Origin of the sequence: Klebsiella sp. AqSCr (genome assembly GCF_008452795.1) — a bacterium.
GTDB classification, from domain to species: domain Bacteria; phylum Pseudomonadota; class Gammaproteobacteria; order Enterobacterales; family Enterobacteriaceae; genus Klebsiella; species Klebsiella pneumoniae.
This window is the reverse complement of the sequence record NZ_MJDM01000005.1, coordinates 427,191-449,867: the sequence shown is the minus strand read 5'-3', so window position 1 is coordinate 449,867 and position 22,677 is coordinate 427,191. Positions and strand designations below refer to the sequence as shown.

Sequence of the window (22,677 nt, the reverse complement as noted above, 5' to 3'; positions counted from 1 at the left end):
TTCGCGTCTTAATAAAAGCGGACCTCTACTATCGCATCTCTGGCACGGATGTCAGTAGCAATAACGGGCATGAAAAGTGACACTGTCACTGATGTTCTCAAGGCTGACGAAGCCATTCCAGTAAGCGGCGCATCGCTGGCGACAGGCTGGCGTCATCCTGATAGCACAGGCACAAACGGCGCTGCGCCCAGCGGTCCTGTAACCCGATGACGGCAAACGAATAGCGCTGCCGGTAACGCTCGGCAATAACGCGCGGCAGGATCGCCCCGCCGGCGCCGTGCGCCACCATCTCGCAAAGCCCTGCAAAATGGCTCATCCTGACCCGAACGTTTAGCGCCTGGCCGAGTTCAGCTGCGTGCTGTTCGATATGCTGCTGTAGCGCACTGGTCTGATAGAGGGCGACCAACGGCTCGTTGAGCACCGCCGCAAACGCCACTTCCTGTTTTTCGGCCAGAGGGCGAGCTGGCGGCACGATCAGCACCAGCGGGTCGTCAGCGACGGGATCGAGGCGCAGCGGCCCGGCGTCGACCGCATCGGACACCACTCCGGCCTGCGCCACGCCCGCCAGGATACAGCTGACGATATCCGCGCTGGTGCGTTCTTCGGTTTCGATCTGCACCGCAGGGTGCGCTGCCATCCAGGCGGCAAGCTTCCCCGGCAGAAAGGCCGACATCGCCGAGGTGTTGGCGAACAGGCGCAGCGTCCCCCGCTGACCGCAGGCGAAGGCGTGCATCGCCTGGCGCAGACGCTGCTGCTGCGCAAGAAGCGGGCGGGCATGGCGCGCCAGTACCTCCCCGGCCTCTGTCATCGTCACCCCGCGGGCATGACGGTGCAACAGCGGCACGCCGATCTCGGCCTCCATCTTGCGCAGCCTCTCACTGGCGGACGCCAGGGCCAGATGGGCATTCGCCGCTCCGCCGGTGATACTACCGGTATCCACGATGGCGATAAATAGCCGCAGATCGGCCAGATCCAGTCGCATCAGGCCCTCCTTTCCCTTCGGTTTTTCCGTAGTCTATGGCCAACATACCGCATTGTGGCCCTCACGACCAGCTGTTTCAATGCCCCTTTCTACCCTGAAAAGTGAGCCATAATGTTCGATTTACACACGATCTCTTTCCTGTTGATCTTTATTGCCGCCGGGCTGGTCAAAGGGGTGACCGGCATGGGATTGCCCACCGTGGCGATGGGCCTGCTTGGCCTGCTGATGCCGCCGCAGGCCGCAGCGCCGCTGCTGGTCCTTCCCTCGCTGCTCACCAATCTCTGGCAGTTACTGGCAGGCCCGGCGCTGGCGCAGATTGTACGCCGTCTCTGGCTTATGATGACCGGGATTATTATTGGCACGTTGGCCGGATCCTCACTGCTGATCGGCCTCAATCCTCGGTGGTCGGCGCTGGCGCTTGGCGCCGCATTGATAGTCTATGCCGGGTATGCGCTCTGCAGTCCGGTGTTTCAGGTTTCCGGCCGCGTGGAGAAGTGGCTGTCGCCGCTCATGGGCGGGCTGACCGGCGTTATCACCGGGGCGACCGGGGTATTTGTTATTCCGGCCGTTCCCTGGCTACAGGCGCTGGGCTTTCGTCGCGACGAGCTGGTGCAGGCCCTGGGGTTGTCGTTCACCCTTTCCACTCTGGCGTTGGCGGCTGGCCTCGCCCTGCACGATGGCTGGCATGATGATGCATGGCTATTGTCGGCGCTGGCGCTGTTGCCGGCGCTGCTCGGCATGTGGCTGGGACAGCGGATCCGCTCGCGTCTCAGCCCGCAGCGCTTTCGTCAGGGCTTTCTGTTGTTCCTGCTGGCGCTGGGGATAGAGCTGATCGCCCGGGGATGGCTGGTCTGAATCCTCTAGCGGCGGGTAATGTGCTTCACATTGTACTTACTGGTGTTCTGGTAGATCTCTGAGAAATCGACGATCGCCCGGTTCTGGGCGTAGCTGAGCGACTGCACCCGCAGCAGGAGGCTGTTTGGCGCCACCTGCAGCAGCTCCGCCTGCTCACGGGTCGCCAGCACCGGGGTATAGCTGCGGTGGCTCTCGATGATGGTGATATGGCACTCTTTTTTGAAATAGTTGAACTTAGACTGCTCGAGGTTACCCACGCTGAGCCAGGGGAAGGTGGCGAAGGGGATATAGCTGTTTTCCACCAGGATTGGGACCTCATCGATCAGCCGCAGCCGTCTGACGTAATACACTTTCTCCCCCGGCTGGATCTTTAACTGCTGGGCAATGGCTGGCGGGGCATCAAGCAGCGTAAATTCAATAACTTTGTTACGGTAGTTGGTGACGCCCACCACCTGCATCTGGTAGTTAAAGCCCTCCAGTTCCCCGCCATGATAGTTACTTTTACGCACAATGCAGGTTCCGCTGCCGTGCCGCCGCGCGATCAGCTTTTCTTCCTCCAGTAGCGCCAGCGCTTTGCGCAGCGTCATCACCGAGACCTTCAGCTCCGCGGCGAGCGCTTTTTCGCTGGGCAGCATATCGCCGACGGCATAGTCGTCGCTGTTGATGCGGGTCCGCAGTTCAGTGGCAATCTTTTTATAAATCACTTTTAGATGTCTCGATGGAGTGGCGCCAGTCAACGGTAACCATGAATAACTTCATGTAATTAGATGATTATTTTTATCTTGCAGCGAAAAAATCAACAATGACACATCTATAAATCACGCCATATTTATATATCTGTCCAGCAATAATATATATGATTTTCGTCACAGATGGCCCTTTTCCTGCTCGGGTTCCCGGTGGTCTGCTCCTAGTCTGATAAGCCTATTCATCAGGTGATGACAGCGGTCTGCAAAGACGAGAGGACAACCATGATTGGAGTGAAAAAGCTTCAGGACTTTTCCAAGGCGATGATCGGGCCGGTGCTGTATCTGCCAGCTATCGGCCTGTTGATCGCCCTGTTCAGCATGACGACCAACCGGCTGTGGGTGGATGAAAGCAGCGGGCTCTACCTGATGGGGAAATTTGTCTCCAGTATGCTCTGGGCGCTGATGAACCATCTTGGGTTTCTGTTCTGCCTTGGGCTGGCCAGCGGTCTGGCGAAAACCCGCAAGGCCGAAGCGGCCTTCGTGGCGGCCATGACCTGGCTGATGTACCTGGCGGCGAATAATAGCTGGCTAACCCTCACCCATCGCCTGGCGACCGGAGCCACCAACGCGCAACTGTACGGCAGCGGACAAACCTTTATCTTCGGTTTTCAGGTTATCGATATGGGCGTATTCCTTGGGATTATCCTTGGCTGCGCTGTCGCCTTTGTCCATAATCGCGTGATTGGGATTGAGTTTCGCGGCGCGCTGTCGATCTACGGCAACAGTAAGCTGGTGCTGATCGTGATGCTGCCGCTGGTTGGCATGTTCGCCATCGCCACCGTCTATCTCTGGCCGGTAGTGGAGCTGGGCATTTCGGCGCTGACCGGCTTTATGAAATCCTTTGGCGCCATCGGGGTCTTCCTGTACGGCTTTCTCAACCGGTTCCTGATCCCCACCGGGCTGCATCATCTGATCTGGTCGCCGTTCGTTTTTACCTCTATCGGCGGTCAGCTGCTGATCGATGGTCAGACCGTCATTGGCGCTAAGCCTATTTTCCTGGCCGAAATCGCCCGCCACCCCGTTGACGCGCTCAGTGATTCCGCCCGTTTCCTCACCTATGGGATGGTGAAGATTTTTGGCACCGCCGGCATGGCGCTCGCCTTCTACCGTACGGCGAAACCGGAGAATAAGCAGCGGTTGAAAGTCACGCTGATCCCCTTGATTGTTACCTCCGTCCTGGTGGGGATCACCGAACCTTTTGAGTTTCTCTTTATCTTCACCGCCCCATTGCTGTGGCTTATCTACTCCCTGCTGGACGGTTTTTTCCAGATGCTGGCCTGGCTGCTTCACGTCAGGGTCTGCGCCACTAACGGTCTCATCGATTTCGTCGTCTATAACCTCCCGGCGGGAGTCAGCGCGACGCGCTGGCCGGTGTTTGTCGCCCTCGGTCTGCTGGAAACCGCGACCATGTACCTGGTCGGCACCTTCTGTATTACCCGTCTGCGGCTGCTCACCCCGGGCCGAGAAACCGCAGCCGAAGATGAGCATTCGCAACAGGCTAATAGCGAGTATCCGGATAAAGGCGCGCTGGTGATTGCCGGGCTGGGAGGGAAAGAGAATGTCTGTGCGGTGGGCAACTGTTTTACCCGTCTGCGGGTTGATGTGCGGGACCCCGCCCTTATCCAGCAGACGCTGTTGAAAGAGAGCGGCGGGAGCAGCGTGCTGATTAAAGGAAACCATGTCCAGGTTATCTATGGCCTGGGAGTTAACAAAATTCGAACGGCGGTCAACGCCAGTCTGGGTGTTATTGAATAACGAGGTGGTAAATGAAAGATAATTTTGTGGTCACCATTGCCGGCGGCGGCAGTACTTATACCCCTGGGATTGTGATGATGTTACTGGAAAATATGTCGCGCTTTCCCCTGCGGGAGATCCGTCTGTATGACAACCATCACCAGCGTCAGAAGACTATCGGCGACGCCTGCGCCATCCTGGTGGCTGAACGCTTCCCACAGGTGAAGTTCAGCTATACCACCGATCCGCAGGCGGCCTTTACCGACGTCGATTTCGTGATGGCGCATATTCGCGTTGGCCTGTATGAGATGCGGGAAAAGGATGAAAAGATCCCGCTGAAATATGGCGTGCCGGGCCAGGAGACCTGTGGTCCGGGTGGGATTGCCTACGGTATGCGCTCGATTGCCGGGGTGCTGGAGCTGGTCGATTATATGCAGCAGTACGCACCAGGGGCCTGGATGCTCAACTACTCCAACCCGGCGGCTATCGTCGCGGAAGCGACCCGTCGCCTGCGGCCCGACGCGCGCATCATCAACATCTGCGATATGCCGGTGGCTATCGAGGGTCTGTTCGCCGACATCCTCGGCCTGCCGTCGCGCAAAGCGCTGAACGTTCGTTACTATGGCCTGAACCACTTCGGCTGGTGGACCAGCATCACCGATAAAGCCGGTAACGATTTGATGCCGGCGCTGAAGCGTCACGTGGCGGAGCAGGGATACTGCAGCCCAAAAGAAGACTTTCAGCATAAGGCGCCGAGTTGGATCGAGACCTTTAAAAAGGTGAAGGATGTGTTTGCCCTCGATCCGAAGACGCTGCCTAACACCTATCTGAAATACTATCTCTACCCGGACTATGAAGTGGCGCATTCCGACCCGGAGTTTACGCGGGCCAACGAGGTGATGGCCGGACGCGAAAAAGAGGTCTTTGATATGGCCCGGGAGATCACCCGTCGCGGCACGGCGGAAGGCGCGCATTTCCATGCCGGGGCCCATGCCACCTTTATCGTCGACCTCGCCTGCGCCATCGCCTTTAACACCCAGGAGCGGATGCTGTTGATCGTCGAGAACAACGGATCCATCGCCAACTTCGATGAGACGGCGATGGTGGAAGTCCCCTGCCTGGTGGGCGTTAATGGTCCGGAACCGCTGGCGATGGGGAAAATCCCGTCATTCCAGAAAGGGTTGATGGAGCAGCAGGTGGCAGTTGAGAAACTGGTGGTTGACGCCTGGATTGAGGGCAGTTACCAGAAACTGTGGCAGGCCATCGCCCTGTCGAAAACGGTGCCCAGCGCTTCGGTGGCGAAAGCTATCCTCGATGAACTGATCGTCGCCAACGAAGGCTACTGGCCCGCACTGCACTGATCTTTTTCGTGATGGGTAAGATGCAGAGAATCCACCTTCTCTGCATTTTTACCCGGTGTTTCCCCCGGTGATGCATTCATCCTTAACCTCCTCCCCCGTGGGCAAAGCGAATCGCTCATTTCCCCCTTCAGACCGGAGGTAAAAGGCCTCTATCTTCATTTTGCCCCGATCGTGACAATGAAATATAAATTCTATTCTTCAATATTATGGCGTAAAAATGTGATCTGCGTAGTATTCTTCGATTTACATTAACCCACTGAAAACAACATCGTTATTACCTCACTGTAAATTTAAACTGCTTTTCATGGGGATATACTCCCTTTAGCCTTTGTGATTGGCTTCATGCATTTACCATTCTGCAACACTGATTTGAAATTAAATTTTCATAATGTGATCTTGTTGCATGTTCATTCCATTTCTTTGTGCCATATTCTTACCACGGTAAATCGCCGGAGCGACAGCAACGTGCCACACCAGAGCGCTGTTCATCGGCAAATGTCGTCGCGACTGACGCACTAAAGACCGCTAACCCGCAAAGGAGAACGGATATCGACTACATCCATGTCAACACCAAGCCGTAAACCTCTTTGACCGCCATTGCTTAGCGTACCCTGCCTTGTGCTGAGCAATTACACAAAGAAGAAAATCATTTAATTCAGTTAGATACGACAACACAGGCGTGATAAATCCTGACTGGGGAGATGTATTTTTATCTTGTGTCGTTCAACAAAATAAAGGGACTACCATGTCATTTATAACAAACCTGAACCAGCAACAGAGAAAACGACTTCATCAGATCACCTTAGTGGCCACCTTCGGCGGCCTGCTTTTCGGTTACGACACCGGCGTTATCAACGGCGCCTTTTCCTCACTGAAGCAGTACATGGCGCTGACCCCAACCACCGAAGGGCTGGTAATGAGCGTTCTGCTGGTCGGCGCCGCGCTGGGCAGCGTGTTTGGCGGCAAATTTGCCGATTACTTCGGCCGGCGTAAATATTTACTCTTTCTCTCCTTTGTTTTTCTCATCGGCGCGTTGCTTTCCGCCGCGGCCCCCGATATCACTACCCTGCTGATTGCCCGCGCCCTGCTGGGCTATGCCGTCGGCGGCGCTTCGGTCACCGCCCCCACTTTTATTTCAGAAGTGGCGCCTACCGAGATGCGCGGCAAGCTGACCGGCCTGAATGAAGTCGCCATCGTCATTGGCCAGCTGGCGGCGTTTGCCATCAACGCGATCATTGGCATCATCTGGGGCCATCTGCCGGACGTCTGGCGCTATATGCTGCTGGTACAAGCGATTCCGGCCATCTGCCTGTTCGTTGGCATGTGGCGCGCGCCGGAAAGCCCGCGCTGGCTGATCAGCAAAAATCGTCATGATGAAGCGCTGCATATCCTCAAACAAATCCGCCCGGCGGAACGCGCGCAGAAGGAGTACGATGACATCTCTACCCTGATCAAAATTGAAGCTGGTAATAAGTACAGCGCCCAGAGCACCTTTGCGACGATTGTCAAAACACCCTGGATCCTCAAAATTTTGCTGGTCGGCATTACCTGGGCCGCACTGCAGCAAACCACCGGCGTTAACGTCATTATGTATTACGGTACGGAAATCCTGAGTGCCGCCGGTTTCTCAGAGCGTACTTCGCTGATCTGCAACGTGCTGAACGGTGTTTTCTCCGTGGGCGGTATGCTGATCGGGGTACTGTTCCTTGTCGACCGCTTCAAACGTAAGACAATCATCATCTACGGTTTCGCCATTATGGCAACCCTGCATCTGATTATCGCCGCTGTCGATTACACCCTGGTGGGTGACCTGAAAGCTACCGCCATCTGGCTGCTGGGCGCGCTGTTCGTCGGCGTGATGCAGGGCTCCATGGGCTTTATTACCTGGGTGGTATTAGCCGAACTGTTCCCGCTGAAATTCCGCGGACTGTCGATGGGGATCTCGGTATTTTTCATGTGGATCATGAACGCGGTGGTCAGCTATCTGTTCCCGCTACTGCAGGCAAAACTGGGCCTTGGGCCAGTCTTCTTTATCTTCGCCGCCATTAACTATTTAGCCATTCTTTTCGTGGTCTTTGCCCTGCCCGAGACCTCCAATAAATCGCTTGAGCAGTTAGAAGCAGAGCTGTCAGCAAACCATGAAGATAAAAAATCCACTCGTCTCACCAGGGAGGTTGGTTATGATCGATAACATCACGCTGGATAATCTGCATATTGGCTGCAAAGCCAGTAATAAAGCGGAAGTCATCGCCATGATCGGCGCGGAGTTTAAAGCCAAAGGCTATGTCAATCAGGAATGTGTCCACTTTCTGCTGGAGCGTGAACATCAGGTCTCGACCTTTTTAGGCAATGGCATCACCCTGCCGCATTTGCCGAAATCCGCGACGGATATCATCCTTAAAACCGGGATTGAGATCTATCAGTTTCCTGATGGCGTAATCTGGGATCGGAGCAATGTAATGTTTATTGCCATCGGCGTGATCGCGAAAGAGAAAGAGCATATTGACGTACTCAAGGAAATTGCCTCGATATTTAGCGATGAGCTGATCGCTAACGCACTGTCATTAATCTCCGACAAACATGATTTCCTGAAAATTCTGCAGCATAACGCCTTGCCCCATTAAGTATGACACCGACCGGAGCTCTGGCCCCGGTCGGATTTTCACCCCTCGCCCAGCAAACATGGCGAATAATCTGATTCTCCCCGTTATAACCTCAATGGTAATAATAACCAGAGAAACCAACGTATTGCTACTTGCTTGAAGTACGCGCATTAGCGCAGGCATCTCATAACTAAAAAACCATTAAAACAATGAGTTAAATATTCTCCAGGGCTACTGACCCTCAGGTTTATTGCTCGCGCTGTTAGCACCGTACGCCAGTGATTCCTGCGGTATTCCATTAGTTTTGATTTATATCAATACCTGTTCGATCGTTAAAATGCATTTTACAGCGCGATTATTTTAGCAGGGTGAATACGACATTGGTTTTACGATTGGGCTATTTATTTAGCCGACCCGCAAGTCTGTGGGGATGGCTGATGTGTAATGCGTTTAACGGTATTGCGATTGTCCTCTGCTTTCGTGGCATAAGCAGCGTCACCGGTTTCAGCGAGGCGATCTGGCAGGTCATCATCACGCTGGCTATTATCATATCGACCTGGTACAGCGCTAACTATTTTGCTGCGCTGGAAGCTCGACGCGATAAACGACGCTATCTGCTGCTGGCCTGGGTGGTCATGACCATTCTGTTGAATTTTATTCACCTTGGCGGTGGTTAACGCCATTTATTAAAGGATCATACCATGACGCTGGCGATGCTGTTGGTGCTTATCAGCCACCATAAAGGGCTGACGCTCTTGCTGATCGTAATTATTGCGCTGCTGTTTATTGCGCTCACTCCGCTGGTCAAAAAACTGTTGAGTCACCTTCACGATCGTTCCTGAATTTTCTTTTATGACCGCCTACAGGGGGCCTTCTCTTCGTCATCTCCGTTTATCCCGCCACCCGTTCCCCCAGCATACAGTTTGTGGCAACGCCAGAAAAAGAAATGAGAACCATTATCATAAAAGCTGTGCTAACGTGTCAGCCCAACAATAACGCCAGAAGCAACAAAACAGGGGGACAGACGAGGTGAAGTTGAGTTCAAGGAGCATCACAACAGGTCGTACGAGCGGGCTGCTGACGCTGGCGATTGGCGCACTCTTCTACAGCAGCGGCAGTATTGCCCGGCCGGATCTTCAGCCGCTGGGGCCGAACATTGCGGATAAAGGGTCGGCGTTTTACCACTTTACGCAACGCCAGTATGACTCTGCCGATGGCGAACGTCACTACCGGGTATGGACCGCAGTGCCGGACAAAGCCCCGCCCGCCGCCGGCTATCCGGTACTGTATATGTTGGATGGCAACGCGGTGATGGATAAACTCGACGACGCGTTTCTGCAGCAGCTCTTCGCCGGCTCCCCGCCGGTGATCGTCGCTATCGGCTACCAGACCGCGCTGCCCTTTGATACCGCAGCCCGCGCCTGGGATTACACCCCACCGCTAAAGACGCATGAGCCTCGCGCCGGGAAACCCGCGCTACCGCCGCGTAAAACCGGCGGCAATGATGCTTTTCGCCAGCTGCTGACCGAAACGATGGTTCCCCAGACGGAAGCTAACCTGAAAATAGATCCCCACCAGCGCGCTATCTGGGGCCACTCCTACGGCGGATTGTTTGTGCTCGACGCGTGGAGGAAGGCTTCGCCGTTCGGGATCTACTATTCCGCCAGCCCGTCGCTAGGTCAGGCCCTGCAATCGCCTTTGCAGGCAAGCCAAAGTCTTGATGCCGTCCGCTTTCGCGGGAAATCGCTGTACCTACTCGAGGGTGACGGTAAAGCCCGTGGAGAGCCGTCCGGGCACGAGGCCTCGCTTGAGGTGTTGCGTCAAACCCAACAGCAGCTTGCCAGTAAAGGGTTGACCGTAGCCTTCTGGCGCTACCCCGGCCTGACGCACGGTCAGATGTTCGAGGTCTCGCTGCGCTCGGCGCTGCTGCATCTTTCCGGGCAGGCAGCGCTTGCGCATCAATAACGCCCTTACGCCCACCAGCGGAGGATGGGCGCATCAGCGCCGGTCGGGCAGGTGTTTGATATCGACCGGCTCGCCGAACAGAAATCCCTGCATCTCGTCACATCCCTCCTCTTCGAGGATCTGCAGTTGTCCAGCCGTTTCCACCCCCTCGGCGATAAGCGGCGTATTGATCGAATTGCCCAGCGAAATAATGGCTCGCACGAATGAGCGTACCTGAGGGTTGCTCTCCACATCTGTCATAAAGCTGCGGTCGAGTTTGATGACGTCGAAATGAAAATCGCGCAGCATGCTCAGGGAGGAGTAACCGGTGCCAAAGTCATCCAGCGCAATACTGATCCCCATTTTTTGCAGATGATGCAGAACGCTGAACGCCAGCTGTTTATTGATCACAAACGCCGTTTCGGTGACCTCAAACTCCAGCAGACTGACCGGGTAGGCGGTACGCATCAGGATCTCGCGGACTTTTTCGATAAAGCTACGATGGCGCAACTGCACCGGAGAGATATTGACCGAAACTTTTCTGTTCAAACCATTTTCCAGCGATTCGTTACACACCTGCTCGAGCACCCAGTAACCTAAGGGCACGATAGCGCCGCTCTCTTCGGCGATGGGAATAAACACGTCCGGCGGGATCGTCCCCAGCTGCGGATGCTGCCAGCGCAGCAGCGCCTCGTAACCGGTGATGCTACGATCTTTGATGTTGCGGATAGCCTGATAGTGGAGCGAAAACTCCCCGGCGTGAATACCGCGCCGGATATCGGCGGCCATCATATTGCGCTGCCGCGTCTTGTCATCCATTTCACGTTCATACCAGCAAATCTTATGGTCGAGGCTGCTTTTTGCCCGATACATAGCCAGATCGGAATTGCTCAGTATCGTATTAATATCCGTGCCGTCCTCCGGGTAGACTGAGATGCCAATGCTGGCGGAGAGAACCACTTCCGTCGCGGCAAACGTCTGCTTACCGCTGAAGCAGTGCCACAGGCGCGCAGCAAAGGCATCCACTTCCCCCTCATCGGAAAAAGGTTTAACGGCCACAAACTCATCGCCGCCGAAGCGGGCGACCATCTCCTCCTTCTGCAGCGTTTTGAGCACGGCGCCCGCAACGCGCTGCAGCAGCTGGTCACCAATCAGATGGCCCTGCAGATCGTTAATCTCTTTAAATTTGTCTAAATCGATCGTGAAAATGGCAAAGCGGCGGGCATCATTTCCAGTGATCAGCTTCTCCACCCGTTCAAAAAACTCCACCCGATTGGGTAAACCGGTTAACGCATCGTAGCGCGCCATCCAGGCGATGCGGTCGTTAATCGCCTTCTGTTCACTAATGTCGCGGGTAATTTTGGCAAAACCCAGCAGGGTGTTCTGCTCATCGCGGATGGTATCGATCATGACATGCGCCCAGAATCGGGACCCGTCTTTGCGATACCGCCAGCCTTCCCCTTCAAACTGCCCGCTACGCAGGGCGATTTCCAGGTTTTTTGCGGGTACACCGGAGAGTTGCTCAGCTTCGCTATAGAAGAGACCGAAGTAGCGACCGATGATCTCATCGCTCAGGTACCCTTTTGCCCGGCGGGCGCCCTCATTCCAGCTAATGACCGTGCCGTCGGCGCTCAGCATATAGATGGCATAATCTTTAACGCTTTCAATAAAGTGGCGATAGGCAATATCCGTCAGGTGATCGTTACTCATGGTACAGCGCTCTCTGTGGCTTGATCGTGGCAAAACGCATTAGATATAGCAGAATTACGCCTATTAAGAATACAAGGAGATAGCCTTTTGTTGGCCTCTTTCTGACCCGGACACCGCAGTAGGCGCCGCGGACGCTCTCGTTAAGAGTAGTGGACCAGGCCGTCCGAAGGAGTGATATTCCCCGCGATTTTTGCACTTAGGTCGCCCACTAATAGTTACTTTTATTGATTAAAAAGTTTGATTGAAAGAATAAATAAAAGGAGTAATGTTAATAATACTTTCTATGGAGGTTAAATATGTTGCGTGATTATTTAAAAGTGGAAAAAGAAGACCAGCTTGTTGAACAACAGAGTCGGCATGACAATAGCCAGCATTATTCTTCGGTGACCGAATGGGTTATTTTAAGTAAAGATGGCCAGCGCAAAGGCCGGGTATCCCTGTTTGACCGCTTCACCACCCGCCGCTCCTGGAGCGACAGTTTCCGCATTACGCAGTTCGATAATGCGGGTAAAGTGGTGGTGGATAAACTCACTGACGCGCTGTAAATCCTTCGGATTCCCGGCCTGACGGGAGAATATTAATACGCAAAATTAACACCTGCATAAAATATATTGATGCGTCGCCATCATGTTATTTTCTTTCTGCATACCGATAATCTAATGGGTAATTTTCGCCATGGTGCACAGCGCGAATTTTTAACCCGAAAAAATGCTGAATATAAGCCCGCTGGTCGGGCTTTTTTGCATGGTGCTCGCCATCTACGCCACAAAATGCCAAGGACATCCCGCGCTGGATTGTATACGATGTATATACGAATCGTTACGGTATATATCTATGGGAATCGTCAAAATCTCCGATCTGCTGCACGATGATATTCGTGATGCCAGCAAAGCCATGTCCCGCTCCGTCAATGCCCAGGCGGAATACTGGATCCGTCTGGGCATGATGAGCGAACTCTACCCTGAGCTTAACCACCAGCAGATCAAACTGCTGATGCTGAAATCCGGCTCTGACCGTCTGCTGGAGGTGATCAATGCCATCAATAATCATTAAAACCGCCGACGAACTCGCCCGGCAGCGCCATGCCGGCCAGCTGCTGGCGTCAGTGTTTGATATGCTGGATACTTTTATCGTTCCCGGCGTAACGACGATGGCGATTAACGATCGAGTGGAAGATTTTATCGTCAACCAGCTGCACGCCCGCCCGGCCAGCAAGGGGCAATACGATTTTCCCTATGTGTTGAACACTTCCATTAACGATGTGGTGTGCCACGGGATCCCCAAAGCGACCGAACATCTGCGCGCCGGGATGATTGTTAACGTCGATATCACCCTCGAGAAAGCGGGCATGATTGCCGACTCCAGTAAGATGTACCTGATAGGCGATGTCTCCCCGCTGGCCCGCCGGCTGGTAAAGACTACCTATGAAGCGATGTGGAAAGGCATTGAGGTGGTGAAGCCTGGCGCGACGCTGGGCGATATTGGCCACGCTATTCAGCGCTGGGTGGAGGAACATGGCTATAGCGTGGTCAGAGAATATTGCGGTCACGGCGTCGGTCAGGAAATGCATGAGGAACCGCAGGTGCTGCATTACGGCCGCCCCGGAGAAGGCGCCGTGCTGCAGGAAGGCATGGTGTTCACCATTGAGCCGATGGTCAACCAGGGCGACAGCCGTATCAAAACCAAAAAAGATGGCTGGACGGTGGTTACCCGCGATAAAAAACTCTCCGCGCAATGGGAGCACACCGTGGCCGTTACCGCCAACGGTTTTGAGGTGCTGACGTTACGCGACGATGAACAGTCGCGGATCCGCTGAGTTGCTTCCCTTTCTCTATGACGGTGGGCCGCTTTCCGATCCCGGAGCTCGCTTGGGCGCCAGACGACACCTGATTCTGCCGCCGGGCGGCGGCAATAATTGTTTTCATGAATGATTTTCTGCGCGCGCGTCTGCCCGCTGGTTATGGCTGATGCGCGCATAAACCGCACAACGGTTTATCCTTTACCTCCTTGCATCAGCTTACTCTTCATTGCCTTTATCCCGCCTTAGCGATAGCGAATAATGACATCCGCTTCACTATGCTGCGCATTTCGCCAGTGAATACTGACCTCACCACGATTGTCCGGCATGGCGTAGCGAGGACGGTTGTTTGTCAAGGCGACCTGTTCCGGTGAATGGTGCTGGCACGAGACATCGATACGATCGTGCCGGGGGGCGATAACACAGGCCGGATTGATGACCCGTCCTGAAAAATGAACCTGGCCGGAAAGCGCAGCAGACGACGCCAGCGGCGCCAGGCACAGACATAGCAGAGCGAGACGGAATGGAGACATAGCAATCTTCCTTGATAACGGGTGACACTGCGCGGCACAGCATCGTTTCTGTGCCCTACAACCTGCGGCTTCCTGCCGTCACTCCACGCTACTGCAAAATAGCGGCAGCGTAAATGATTATCCCGGGCCACCCGGTCAACTGCCGGGAATAACAGCAACTTTTTCGTAAAATTTGCTCAGAACAGTTATCTCCCGGAAATAATGCATTATACGTATGGGACTCTTTTCAATATTTAATGAGATTATACTTACACCAAAAAATAAATAATGTTACAGCTTAACACATCTTATCAATGGGCCTTTACGATGTTCTCCGTATAATCCCGCCCCCGACGGTAATATACATTAGCGATGCTTACCGTTTTTTTGTGAACAGAAATAAAAAACATGCTTTAAAAATGTTAAACGCTTTTGTTAACTTGTGATTATTTAATAAGGTTTGAGTATGAAAGAAAAAGGCACCCTGCTGGTTGTTGGTTCACTGCTGGCCTTAAGTCTGGCTACTGTGACCACCGCCCGCGCGGCGGGTACACTGAATTTCACCGGTAAAATTATTAACGAGTCCTGCCAGATCGCCAATAACGGTGGCGATGTTAATGTCGATTTTGGCAACGTCGATATGTCGGCGCTGAAATCCCATGAAGCGAAAACCGCAGAAACGCCGTTCACTATCAACCTCACCGGTTGCCCACTGGCGCAGAACATCAGTATCAGCCTGGAAGGTACTCCGGACACCAACGCTAACGGCACCAGCGCCGCCGTGCTGGCGCTCTCTGACGCCGCGGATACCGCCAAAGGGGTGGGCATTGAAGTCTTCTCTTCCCCTGACGGCTCAACGGAAGGCACTCAGCTGACCTTTGACAAGCAGAGCAAAACGGCGGTTTCGCAAGCCGACGAAAACGGTGATATTGCATTTAACTTTATTGCCGATCTGAAGAGCGATTCCTCACAGGATGTCACCGCCGGCAATATTAATGCCACGGCCAATATTGATATTGTGTACGAATAGAATGTCCTGATTGCCACTTTTCCAAGGGCAGCGTCCCCCTGCCCTTATTCTCATTCCTCGTGACCGGATCCTCAATTATGCAGTGTTATGAAGCGGCTTTTATCCTGAGCCTTCTCTTTTGCCCGTTCCTGGCGTCTGCCGCCGGGGTTGCCATTGCCGGCACACGTGTCATTTATAATGAACAAAGCCATGAGGCTGACATCACGGTAAAAAACACCAATCCTCACGATCCGGTGCTTATTCAGAGCTGGGTAGACGATCTGGCTGATAATAATAAATCACCGTTTATCGTCACCCCGCCATTGTTCCGTCTGGATGCCGGAGACAGCAACGATCTGCGCGTGTTATTAACCTCGGCGCAACTGCCAAACGATCGGGAAAGTTTGTTCACCCTGAATATCAAAGTGATTCCTGCCAATACCGCGCCGGCTGGCGAGAACATTCTGCAATTTGCTATTAAGAATCAACTGAAGCTCATTTATCGCCCGGCAGGGCTCCCTGGCTCGGCGCTCGACGCGGCGCAGCACCTGCGCTGGCGGGTCAGCGGCAACCATCTGCAGGCGGAGAATGGCTCCCCCTATTATGTGACTATCACCACGCTCAGCTGCACGGGCCAGAACCAGAAAACGCCGCTTGAGCGCAGCGTGATTGCTCCTCACAGCCGTGAAGAGTATGCCCTCCCCGGCGAGGCCTGCGCCCGCGAGGTGAGCTGGCGCATTCTGGATGACTTTGGCGCTGTGCAGACGTTTAGCGCCCCGGTTTCGGCGCACTAAGCGTCTGATGTCGCGATGCGCCACGGCCCGGCTCATACCGTTACCATCGTCAGCCTCTCCATCCTGCTGGGCGGACAGAGCGCGCTCTTGCACGCCCAGGCGACCTTTAATATGGATCTGCTGGAGAAAAACGACCATTTGCCGGCAGTGGATCTGCAACGCTTCAATCAGCAGGCGGGCCAGCCGCCAGGCGCCTATCCGGTGAGCTGGCAGGTCAACGGCGTCACGCTGGACGCCCGTAAGACCGTCACGTTTCGCCAGAACGATCGCGGACAGCTCACGCCCTGCCTTAAGCCGGAAGATCTGCTGCAGGCCGGAGTTAACCCGGCCGTGCTGTCCCAGGCGCCCGGCGCAACGTCCCGCTCATGTCCCAAACTCAACGCACTGCTGCCGGGCAGCACGGTCAATTTCGATTTTGCTCATCAGCGGCTGGTAATGACCATTCCTCAGGCGCTGATGACGCACCGGGCGAGGGATAATGTTCCCTCTGCGCTGTGGGACGAAGGTATTAGCGCCTTTCAGAGTAACTATCGTTATTCAGGCGCCAGCCAGCGTACCCGCGAGGGCAGCACCGAGCGCGATAACTATCTGATGTTGAAAAGCGGCGTGAACGTCGGCGCCTGGCGCCTGCGCGCCAGCAATAGCCTGACCGCCAACAGCGATGATAAGCCCCAGTGGACGACCAGCGGCGCCTGGCTTGAGCGCGACCTGACGCGCTGGCAGAGTGAACTGACCCTCGGAGATACCTTCACGTCGGGCGATGTGTTTGACGCGGTACAGTTTCAGGGAATATCCCTCGCCTCCAGCGATGCGATGCTCCCGGACTCGCAGAAAGGTTTTGCCCCGACCATCCGCGGGATTGCCAGAACCAACGCCCAGGTCACGGTTAGGCAAAATGGCTACGTGCTGTATCAAACCTACGTCACCCCCGGCGCGTTCGTGATTGACGATCTTTATCCCACCGCCAGCAGCGGCAATCTTGAGGTTGCCGTCAAAGAGTCGGATGGCGAAATCCGCCGCTTCACCCAGCCGTATGCTTCGGTGACCAGCATGCAGCGCGAAGGCAGCCTGAAATACAACCTGGTCGCCGGGCGCTACCATAGCGACGATGCCAGCCAGCGGCCGTTGATGATGCAGCTGTCGCTGATGCGCGGGTTCGCCCACAATCTGACGCTGTTTGGCGGACTGCAGAGCGCGGCGCAATACCATAACCTCTCGCTCGGCGCGGGACAGGGGCTGGGTGATGCCGGGGCGCTCTCGCTGCAGCTGTTAAACGCCCGCGACCGGCACCAGCAGGATCCGATCGATGGCCGGGCCTGGCAGCTCCAGTACAGCAAAGGTTTTGATCGTCTCGGCACGCAGTTGACTTTCACCGGCTGGCGTTATTCGCATCAGCGCTATGCCACGCTGAGCGAGGCGTTTTCCAGCCCGGGTAGCGACGACGACCTGCAGGATAGCGACAACAAAAAAGCAACCCTGGAAATCACCGCCAGCCAGAGCCTGCCGTACGATATCACCCTCTATGTGAGTCTCGACCAGGACAGCTACTGGTCAGGGGGCGCCACACAGCGTACCGCCAATATGGGGATCAGCAGCCAGGTTCACGGTATCGCGTGGTCGCTCAGCTACAGCGACTCCCGCAGCAGCCACGGTGACAAGGAGGATGACGAGCCGCATTCCGACAAAGTGGTGACGTTGTCACTTTCCGTGCCGTTGAGCCACCTGCTGCCGGGGAGCTATGCCGGCTATACCCTGACCTCCTCCCGCCACAGCGTTGGCAGTCAGATGGTCAGCCTCAACGGCACATTGCTGGACAATCACGCGCTTAGCTACGCCGTCAGCCAAACCCGCGATCGGCAAAACGGGTCCAGCGGCAGCCTGACGGCCGGGTACAGCAGTGGAAGGGGCGATCTGAATCTCGGCTACAGCCACGATTCGCAGGCCGCTCGTCTGAACTACGGCGCCAGCGGGGGCATTCTGATTCACCGCCACGGGGTAGTCTTTACGCCGGAAATGAATGGCGCTGTCGTCCTGATTGACGCCGGTGGCGCCGGGGGTGTGACCCTCGCCAACCAGAAAACCATCGCCACCAATGGTGACGGGTACGCCGTGCTGCCCTTCGCCACCGCCTATCACCGCAACGACGTCTCTCTCGACAGCCATTCGCTGCCGGAGAATGTGGATCTGGCCAACAGCACCGTGACGCTGGTCCCTACCAAAGACGCGGTGGTTCTGGCGCGCTTTCACACCCACGTTGGCTATAAGGCGCTGTTTACGCTGCAGTCGCGGGGACAACCGCTGCCCTTTGGCAGCGAAGTACGCGTCAAAGACACCAGCAGCATCGTTGCCAGCGAGGGTCAGGTGTACCTGGCCGGCCTGGCGCCAAAAGGCACCCTGTATGCGCAATGGGGGCCGGGCCCTCAGCAGCGCTGTAGCGCCCGCTACGATCTCACCCCGACGCTGGCGCAGACCCCCCATCCACTCATTTTACAGCAGACGTTATCATGTCCTTTTTAACTCTCCTGCGTCGGGTCGCCATGACGCTGTTATTTATTCTGTTACCGGCCGCCAGCGGATGGGCCTGTACGCCAGTGTTTGTCCGCGGCCAGGCCTCCACCCTTCGGCTGAACGTGGGGCAGCTCACGGTTCCGGCTGACGCCAGACCCGGCACCCCGCTGTATCATAAAAGTTTCGCCTGGAACCGCCTTAGCGACGGCGGCGAACAGTGGATCCGCTGCGCGGACGATCCGCACGGGCTGTCACCGCTGCTGCTGGACAGTCTGCTGTCCGGGGGAGTGACGCGACCGACGGTTTATCAAACTAACCTCGCCGGCATTGGCGTTCGCGTATCGCTGCGCGCTATCGGCGGCTATGGCGGCTTTCCTGACCGGCCGACGCCCTCGCCGTTTAGCCAACGGGTGGACAATCCCGCCGCCTTGCCCGATGCGGTGTGGAAACTGGGCTATTTCCGCCTGACGATTGAGCTCATTAAAACCGGTCCCGCGGCGACGCCGGGCGAGCTTGAGTATCACAGCGAGCGCTTTTTAATGGCGGAGCATACCCCGCTGGCCGCGTTAGACTTAACCGGCAGGATCAGCACCGCGGGATGTTCAGTGAATGACGCCACGCCAGCCCTGATCAAGCTCCCTGCGGCGATGCTTGACCACTTCGGCGGCGTCGGCAAAACCACCGGCGACACCCCTTTCGCGCTGCAGCTGGATTGCAATAGCGCGGTCACGGTTTCCCTGCGAGTTGACGGCGCGGAGCCCCTCACCGCCCGGGGGCATGGCGTTCTGCGCAATGACGCCACCGACGATCGGGCGCAGGGTATTGGCGTGCAGTTGCTTTACCATCGTCAGCCGGTCGTACTGAATCATGAGATGACGCTGGGCAGCGCGAGCGCGGGCCGGTTTACCCTGCCGCTCACTGCCCGCTACTACCAGACACGTTCCCGGATCACCGCCGGTCAGGTGTCGGCCGTCGCGACCTATACCTTGCATTATGACTAGGCGATGGCGAACCGACGGATGAAGAGGATGAAGGAATTGCTCTGACCGGCGAATCGTAAGAGAATAGCGCCTACACGCGACGATCTGAGTACACGGGAGTTCATCATCAGCCATTCTCGTCGATTCCCCTTAGCCAGCAAAGTGGCGCTGGCAGGCGCGGCGCTCATCGCCGCTGGCATGCTGTTCAGCTGCACCAGTAAAGCCCCTAAATCCCTTGTCACGCCGCCGAACGCTGCCGCCGTCAAAGCCGGGCAGGCGCACCGGGAGCCGGTGCGCGGCGTGTGGCTCACCACCGTTTCGCGCCTTGACTGGCCGCCGGTCGGGTCGATTATCGCCAGCACGCCGGAGAGCCGCATCACGCAGCAGAAGCTGGCGCTGATCGCTAAACTCGATAACCTGCAGCGCCTGGGGATCAACACCGTCTTTTTCCAGGTGAAACCGGACGGTACGGCGCTCTGGCGGTCGGATATTCTGCCGTGGTCCGATATGCTGACCGGCAAAATCGGCGAATACCCTGGCTACGATCCGCTGCAGTTTATGCTGGATGAAGCGCACAAGCGCGGCATGAAGGTTCACGCGTGGTTTAACCCCTACCGCGTCTCGGTCAACACCAAACCGTCGACGATTGCCGAGCTGAACAACACCCTCACCCAGGTACCGGCCAGCGTGTTCGTCCTGCACCGTAACTGGATCCGCACCGCCAGCGATCGCTTTGTTCTCGACCCGGGCATTCCCGAAGCGCGTGACTGGATCACCAGCATCGTCGCTGAAGTGGTGCAGAACTACCCGATTGACGGCGTGCAGTTCGACGACTATTTCTATACCGAAACCGCCTCTTCCCCTCTTAACGACAACGAGACTTTCCGCCGTTACGGGCAGGGCTATGCCTCGAAGGGCGACTGGCGGCGGCATAACACCCAGCAGCTGATAGCCCAGGTTTCCACTACTATCAAAAAGCTCAATCCGAACGTCGAGTTTGGCGTGAGCCCGGCGGGGGTGTGGCGCAACCGCTCCCACGATCCGGCGGGGTCGGATACCCGTGGCGCGGCCGCCTATGATGAGTCCTATGCCGATACCCGCAGCTGGGTGCAGCAGGGACTGCTCGACTACATCGCGCCGCAGATCTACTGGCCGTTTGCCCGCGATGCCGCGCGCTATGATGTGCTGGCCAACTGGTGGGCCGAGGTGGTTAAACCGACGCATACCCGGCTGTATATCGGCGTGGCGCTGTACAAGGTGGGTGAACCGTCCAAAAATGAGCCTGACTGGACGGTGGACGGCGGCGTGCCGGAGCTGAAAAAGCAGCTCGATCTCAATGAGACTCTGCCGCAGATCCAGGGCACCATCCTGTTCCGCGAAAACAACCTCAATCAGCCGCAAACCCGGCAGGCGGTTAACTATTTGCGCAGCCGCTGGGGGCAGCCGCAGAGCTAGCCGCCAGCCGGCTCTGCTATAGCGCCTGCAGCCCTTGCTGCAGGCGGGCGTGCAGCTTCAGCATGTTCTCTGTAATGGCCTGCCAGACGTGGCTGGAAAAGTCCGCCGGCAGCGTCCGGCGAGCGCTTTCGATTGCCTGCGGCACATGCCCGGCAAACTCCTGGAGGATAGCCAGCATCTGCTCCCGGGGAAAGTTCACCGCTTTGGCCGTCGCCAGAAAATGACGCGGATAGATGGCGTTAACCTCTGTTTTACGCCCTTTTGTGGCATTGAGCCCCATCGACAGCTTCAGATCGCGCAGATGCAGTCCCGTGCCGCCCAGCACCGGAAACGCCGAAATAATGTCGTAGAACGGTGTTAAGCGGTAGCTGCCGCCGGGCAACAGGTAAATTGAGAAGTTTTTTGCGTGACCGTCCGTCGCCCCCGTCAGCCACTGGAAGACCATGAACTTCATAAAGTCATAGCGATCTTTCAGCGCTTCACTCGAGCCCAGCAGAAAGGTCATGATCGCGGCGATACCCGGCCCGCCGTCAGACTCATATTTCATCGCTGAAGGAAGACCAAAAGCCTGACACAGATCCTCCTGCGGCAGACGCAGCAGCACCCGTCCCTCCTGCGCCCAGCGCCGGTCGAAGCGGGTTACCGCCAGGGCGCGGATCCGCGGGGTGGTGATGATCTCCGCTTCCGGCACCGCCAGGCCCAGTTCTCTGGCCAGCGCCAGGCACAGATACTCATTATCCACGCTTTCACGCAGATCCAGCGTCGCATTGGGCTGCTTGATCTCGCCGATGGGCAGCTTAATGATATGCGTGGTCGGCGTGGCGCCCTGCGGAATACACCACTGCTCGCCCATCCGCAGCAGCGCCGTTTTCTCCTGGGCGCCGGCCACCGAGATACGGAAATCGTCCTGGCTGGTAATCATCCCGAGGGGGATATCCGACTGGTAAGCGGTCAGCAAAGCGGTGAGCTGCGCCTCGTCCAGCGTCTGCCAGCGTAATCCTTCCAGGTGCGCCTCTTCCCCCGGCGGCAGGAGGGTCACCGCCCCTACGCTATCCCGCCCGACTTCGGCCAGCAGATCGAACGGCTGCTTCGAGCGCGCCTGATAGCGCCTGACGATCCGGTCGCGGACCTGCGGGCTGTCGGGCAGCAGGTTATCAAAATAGTGATACACCGCGTCGGCAGTGATATTGCCATACTGCAGCGGCAGTGAGAGGGAGAGCGGTCTGGCGCGCGGGCTGCGCAGCCACTCTTCCTCATAGCGAAAACTGTGCGCCCCGTTAGCCTGGCGGGTTAAGGTTCCCACGCGCACATTGTTCATCCAGGTGGTAAGCGTCGCCATTACCAGTCAAGGTCCGTGTTGTTATCGGGAGCCGGCGCCGTCTCAGCAGCTTTGGCGTTCAGCGTCATCACCACCCCCAGCGACTGGAGGATCTTAAACAGCGTGGTTAAGGTGGTTTTGTCGGGGTGATTTTCAAAATTGGACAGCGTGGCCTGCTTAATGCCGATCCGCCTGGCCAGCGCATCCTGGGTCCAGTGGTTCTGCTGGCGCAGCAGCTTCATGTAATTGGCCAGCTGCACGGGACTGTATATCTGCGGGGAATTCATCGCCTTGTTCCTCACCATCATTTATCCCCCTGTCGGGATAAACTTGGTTTTATACCCTACAGGGGATAATGTCAAGGA

At 56.3% G+C, this 22,677-nt stretch carries 22 protein-coding genes; 16 read left to right on the top strand and 6 right to left on the bottom strand.

The window, feature by feature from the left end; translation table 11 throughout:
- Positions 1 to 97 precede the first annotated feature (97 nt).
- Complete coding sequence (locus BHE81_RS06015; protein ID WP_021440123.1) at positions 98 to 982, bottom strand: LysR family transcriptional regulator; 885 nt, start codon at positions 980 to 982, stop codon at positions 98 to 100.
- 111 nt (positions 983 to 1,093) lie between these two features.
- Between BHE81_RS06015 and BHE81_RS06010 the strand changes: the two genes are divergently transcribed.
- Positions 1,094 to 1,837, top strand: a complete 744-nt coding sequence (locus BHE81_RS06010) for a sulfite exporter TauE/SafE family protein (RefSeq protein ID WP_023342804.1) — start codon at positions 1,094 to 1,096, stop codon at positions 1,835 to 1,837.
- Between the two features lie 5 nt (positions 1,838 to 1,842).
- On the opposite strand, the gene BHE81_RS06005 is transcribed toward BHE81_RS06010, so the two are convergent.
- Entirely contained in the window at positions 1,843 to 2,541 is a 699-nt protein-coding gene (locus tag BHE81_RS06005; protein ID WP_023342805.1) for a GntR family transcriptional regulator, read from the bottom strand.
- Positions 2,542 to 2,808: 267 nt separating this feature from the next.
- Between BHE81_RS06005 and BHE81_RS06000 the strand changes: the two genes are divergently transcribed.
- From BHE81_RS06000 to iroE, 7 genes are all read left to right on the top strand, one after another.
- Positions 2,809 to 4,341, top strand: coding sequence for a PTS transporter subunit EIIC (locus BHE81_RS06000; protein ID WP_023342806.1), 1,533 nt, complete (start codon positions 2,809 to 2,811; stop codon positions 4,339 to 4,341).
- An 11-nt stretch (positions 4,342 to 4,352) separates the two neighbouring features.
- Entirely contained in the window at positions 4,353 to 5,681 is a 1,329-nt protein-coding gene (locus tag BHE81_RS05995) for a 6-phospho-alpha-glucosidase (RefSeq protein ID WP_023342807.1), read from the top strand.
- 745 nt (positions 5,682 to 6,426) lie between these two features.
- Positions 6,427 to 7,872 (top strand): sugar porter family MFS transporter, encoded by a 1,446-nt coding sequence (locus BHE81_RS05990; RefSeq protein WP_004143440.1) that lies wholly within the window; start codon positions 6,427 to 6,429, stop codon positions 7,870 to 7,872.
- A complete protein-coding gene (locus tag BHE81_RS05985; RefSeq protein ID WP_002904819.1) occupies positions 7,862 to 8,305 on the top strand; it encodes a PTS sugar transporter subunit IIA in 444 nt (147 codons plus the stop codon). The genes BHE81_RS05990 and BHE81_RS05985 overlap by 11 nt, the downstream gene beginning before the upstream one ends.
- Before the next feature lie 416 nt (positions 8,306 to 8,721).
- A complete protein-coding gene (locus BHE81_RS05980; RefSeq protein WP_002904816.1) occupies positions 8,722 to 8,961 on the top strand; it encodes a hypothetical protein in 240 nt (79 codons plus the stop codon).
- A 24-nt stretch (positions 8,962 to 8,985) separates the two neighbouring features.
- Entirely contained in the window at positions 8,986 to 9,126 is a 141-nt protein-coding gene (locus BHE81_RS28095; RefSeq protein WP_002904814.1) for a hypothetical protein, read from the top strand.
- A gap of 187 nt (positions 9,127 to 9,313) precedes the next feature.
- Entirely contained in the window at positions 9,314 to 10,249 is a 936-nt protein-coding gene (gene iroE, locus BHE81_RS05975) for a siderophore esterase IroE (protein WP_032428163.1), read from the top strand.
- Between the two features lie 33 nt (positions 10,250 to 10,282).
- On the opposite strand, the gene BHE81_RS05970 is transcribed toward iroE, so the two are convergent.
- On the bottom strand, positions 10,283 to 11,938 hold the full coding sequence (locus BHE81_RS05970; protein WP_004143447.1) for a putative bifunctional diguanylate cyclase/phosphodiesterase: 1,656 nt from the start codon (positions 11,936 to 11,938) through the stop codon (positions 10,283 to 10,285).
- A gap of 296 nt (positions 11,939 to 12,234) precedes the next feature.
- Between BHE81_RS05970 and BHE81_RS05965 the strand changes: the two genes are divergently transcribed.
- From BHE81_RS05965 to map, 3 genes are all read left to right on the top strand, one after another.
- A complete protein-coding gene (locus BHE81_RS05965) occupies positions 12,235 to 12,483 on the top strand; it encodes a hypothetical protein (RefSeq protein ID WP_002904810.1) in 249 nt (82 codons plus the stop codon).
- A 289-nt stretch (positions 12,484 to 12,772) separates the two neighbouring features.
- The gene (locus BHE81_RS05960) at positions 12,773 to 12,991 is read left to right on the top strand and encodes a ParD-like family protein (RefSeq protein WP_002904808.1); all 219 of its coding nucleotides are present in this window, start codon (positions 12,773 to 12,775) and stop codon (positions 12,989 to 12,991) included.
- The gene (gene map / locus BHE81_RS05955) at positions 12,972 to 13,754 is read left to right on the top strand and encodes a type I methionyl aminopeptidase (RefSeq protein WP_020802441.1); all 783 of its coding nucleotides are present in this window, start codon (positions 12,972 to 12,974) and stop codon (positions 13,752 to 13,754) included. Before BHE81_RS05960 ends, map begins: the two co-directional genes overlap by 20 nt.
- Before the next feature lie 227 nt (positions 13,755 to 13,981).
- Here map and BHE81_RS05950 read toward each other — a convergent pair whose 3' ends face one another.
- Positions 13,982 to 14,269 (bottom strand): hypothetical protein, encoded by a 288-nt coding sequence (locus tag BHE81_RS05950; protein WP_004176193.1) that lies wholly within the window; start codon positions 14,267 to 14,269, stop codon positions 13,982 to 13,984.
- 445 nt (positions 14,270 to 14,714) lie between these two features.
- Here BHE81_RS05950 and BHE81_RS05945 point away from each other — a divergent pair, with 445 nt between their 5' ends.
- The 5 genes from BHE81_RS05945 (at position 14,715) to BHE81_RS05920 (ending at position 20,994) form a co-directional block, all read left to right on the top strand.
- Positions 14,715 to 15,278 carry a fimbrial protein gene (locus BHE81_RS05945; protein WP_004143457.1) on the top strand — a complete coding sequence of 188 codons (564 nt, stop codon included), beginning with the start codon at positions 14,715 to 14,717 and terminating at the stop codon, positions 15,276 to 15,278.
- Positions 15,279 to 15,355: 77 nt separating this feature from the next.
- Positions 15,356 to 16,051 (top strand): molecular chaperone, encoded by a 696-nt coding sequence (locus tag BHE81_RS05940; RefSeq protein WP_023342810.1) that lies wholly within the window; start codon positions 15,356 to 15,358, stop codon positions 16,049 to 16,051.
- Between the two features lie 15 nt (positions 16,052 to 16,066).
- Positions 16,067 to 18,568, top strand: coding sequence for a fimbria/pilus outer membrane usher protein (locus tag BHE81_RS05935; protein ID WP_023342811.1), 2,502 nt, complete (start codon positions 16,067 to 16,069; stop codon positions 18,566 to 18,568).
- Positions 18,556 to 19,560, top strand: coding sequence for a fimbrial protein (locus tag BHE81_RS05930; protein ID WP_004224758.1), 1,005 nt, complete (start codon positions 18,556 to 18,558; stop codon positions 19,558 to 19,560). The genes BHE81_RS05935 and BHE81_RS05930 overlap by 13 nt, the downstream gene beginning before the upstream one ends.
- 141 nt (positions 19,561 to 19,701) lie before the next feature.
- Positions 19,702 to 20,994 (top strand): glycoside hydrolase family 10 protein, encoded by a 1,293-nt coding sequence (locus tag BHE81_RS05920; protein WP_002904794.1) that lies wholly within the window; start codon positions 19,702 to 19,704, stop codon positions 20,992 to 20,994.
- A 16-nt stretch (positions 20,995 to 21,010) separates the two neighbouring features.
- Here the strand turns inward: BHE81_RS05920 and BHE81_RS05915 are convergent, their stop codons facing one another.
- Entirely contained in the window at positions 21,011 to 22,333 is a 1,323-nt protein-coding gene (locus BHE81_RS05915) for a type II toxin-antitoxin system HipA family toxin (RefSeq protein WP_023342812.1), read from the bottom strand.
- Positions 22,333 to 22,599 (bottom strand): type II toxin-antitoxin system antitoxin HipB, encoded by a 267-nt coding sequence (gene hipB / locus BHE81_RS05910; protein WP_024622638.1) that lies wholly within the window; start codon positions 22,597 to 22,599, stop codon positions 22,333 to 22,335. Before hipB ends, BHE81_RS05915 begins: the two co-directional genes overlap by 1 nt.
- Positions 22,600 to 22,677 lie beyond the last annotated feature (78 nt).

What these genes read in the sequence shown, in the direction of transcription:
- BHE81_RS06015 (WP_021440123.1), bottom strand. Translation starts at nt 982, where the DNA reads ATGCGACTGGATCTGGCCGATCTGCGGCTATTTATCGCCATCGTGGAT.
- BHE81_RS06010 (WP_023342804.1), top strand. Translation starts at nt 1,094, where the DNA reads ATGTTCGATTTACACACGATCTCTTTCCTGTTGATCTTTATTGCCGCC.
- BHE81_RS06000 (WP_023342806.1), top strand. Translation starts at nt 2,809, where the DNA reads ATGATTGGAGTGAAAAAGCTTCAGGACTTTTCCAAGGCGATGATCGGG.
- BHE81_RS05995 (WP_023342807.1), top strand. Translation starts at nt 4,353, where the DNA reads ATGAAAGATAATTTTGTGGTCACCATTGCCGGCGGCGGCAGTACTTAT.
- BHE81_RS05990 (WP_004143440.1), top strand. Translation starts at nt 6,427, where the DNA reads ATGTCATTTATAACAAACCTGAACCAGCAACAGAGAAAACGACTTCAT.
- BHE81_RS05985 (WP_002904819.1), top strand. Translation starts at nt 7,862, where the DNA reads ATGATCGATAACATCACGCTGGATAATCTGCATATTGGCTGCAAAGCC.
- BHE81_RS05980 (WP_002904816.1), top strand. Translation starts at nt 8,722, where the DNA reads ATGTGTAATGCGTTTAACGGTATTGCGATTGTCCTCTGCTTTCGTGGC.
- BHE81_RS28095 (WP_002904814.1), top strand. Translation starts at nt 8,986, where the DNA reads ATGACGCTGGCGATGCTGTTGGTGCTTATCAGCCACCATAAAGGGCTG.
- BHE81_RS05970 (WP_004143447.1), bottom strand. Translation starts at nt 11,938, where the DNA reads ATGAGTAACGATCACCTGACGGATATTGCCTATCGCCACTTTATTGAA.
- BHE81_RS05965 (WP_002904810.1), top strand. Translation starts at nt 12,235, where the DNA reads ATGTTGCGTGATTATTTAAAAGTGGAAAAAGAAGACCAGCTTGTTGAA.
- BHE81_RS05960 (WP_002904808.1), top strand. Translation starts at nt 12,773, where the DNA reads ATGGGAATCGTCAAAATCTCCGATCTGCTGCACGATGATATTCGTGAT.
- map (WP_020802441.1), top strand. Translation starts at nt 12,972, where the DNA reads ATGCCATCAATAATCATTAAAACCGCCGACGAACTCGCCCGGCAGCGC.
- BHE81_RS05950 (WP_004176193.1), bottom strand. Translation starts at nt 14,269, where the DNA reads ATGTCTCCATTCCGTCTCGCTCTGCTATGTCTGTGCCTGGCGCCGCTG.
- BHE81_RS05945 (WP_004143457.1), top strand. Translation starts at nt 14,715, where the DNA reads ATGAAAGAAAAAGGCACCCTGCTGGTTGTTGGTTCACTGCTGGCCTTA.
- BHE81_RS05940 (WP_023342810.1), top strand. Translation starts at nt 15,356, where the DNA reads ATGCAGTGTTATGAAGCGGCTTTTATCCTGAGCCTTCTCTTTTGCCCG.
- BHE81_RS05935 (WP_023342811.1), top strand. Translation starts at nt 16,067, where the DNA reads ATGCGCCACGGCCCGGCTCATACCGTTACCATCGTCAGCCTCTCCATC.
- BHE81_RS05930 (WP_004224758.1), top strand. Translation starts at nt 18,556, where the DNA reads ATGTCCTTTTTAACTCTCCTGCGTCGGGTCGCCATGACGCTGTTATTT.
- BHE81_RS05915 (WP_023342812.1), bottom strand. Translation starts at nt 22,333, where the DNA reads ATGGCGACGCTTACCACCTGGATGAACAATGTGCGCGTGGGAACCTTA.
- hipB (WP_024622638.1), bottom strand. Translation starts at nt 22,599, where the DNA reads ATGAATTCCCCGCAGATATACAGTCCCGTGCAGCTGGCCAATTACATG.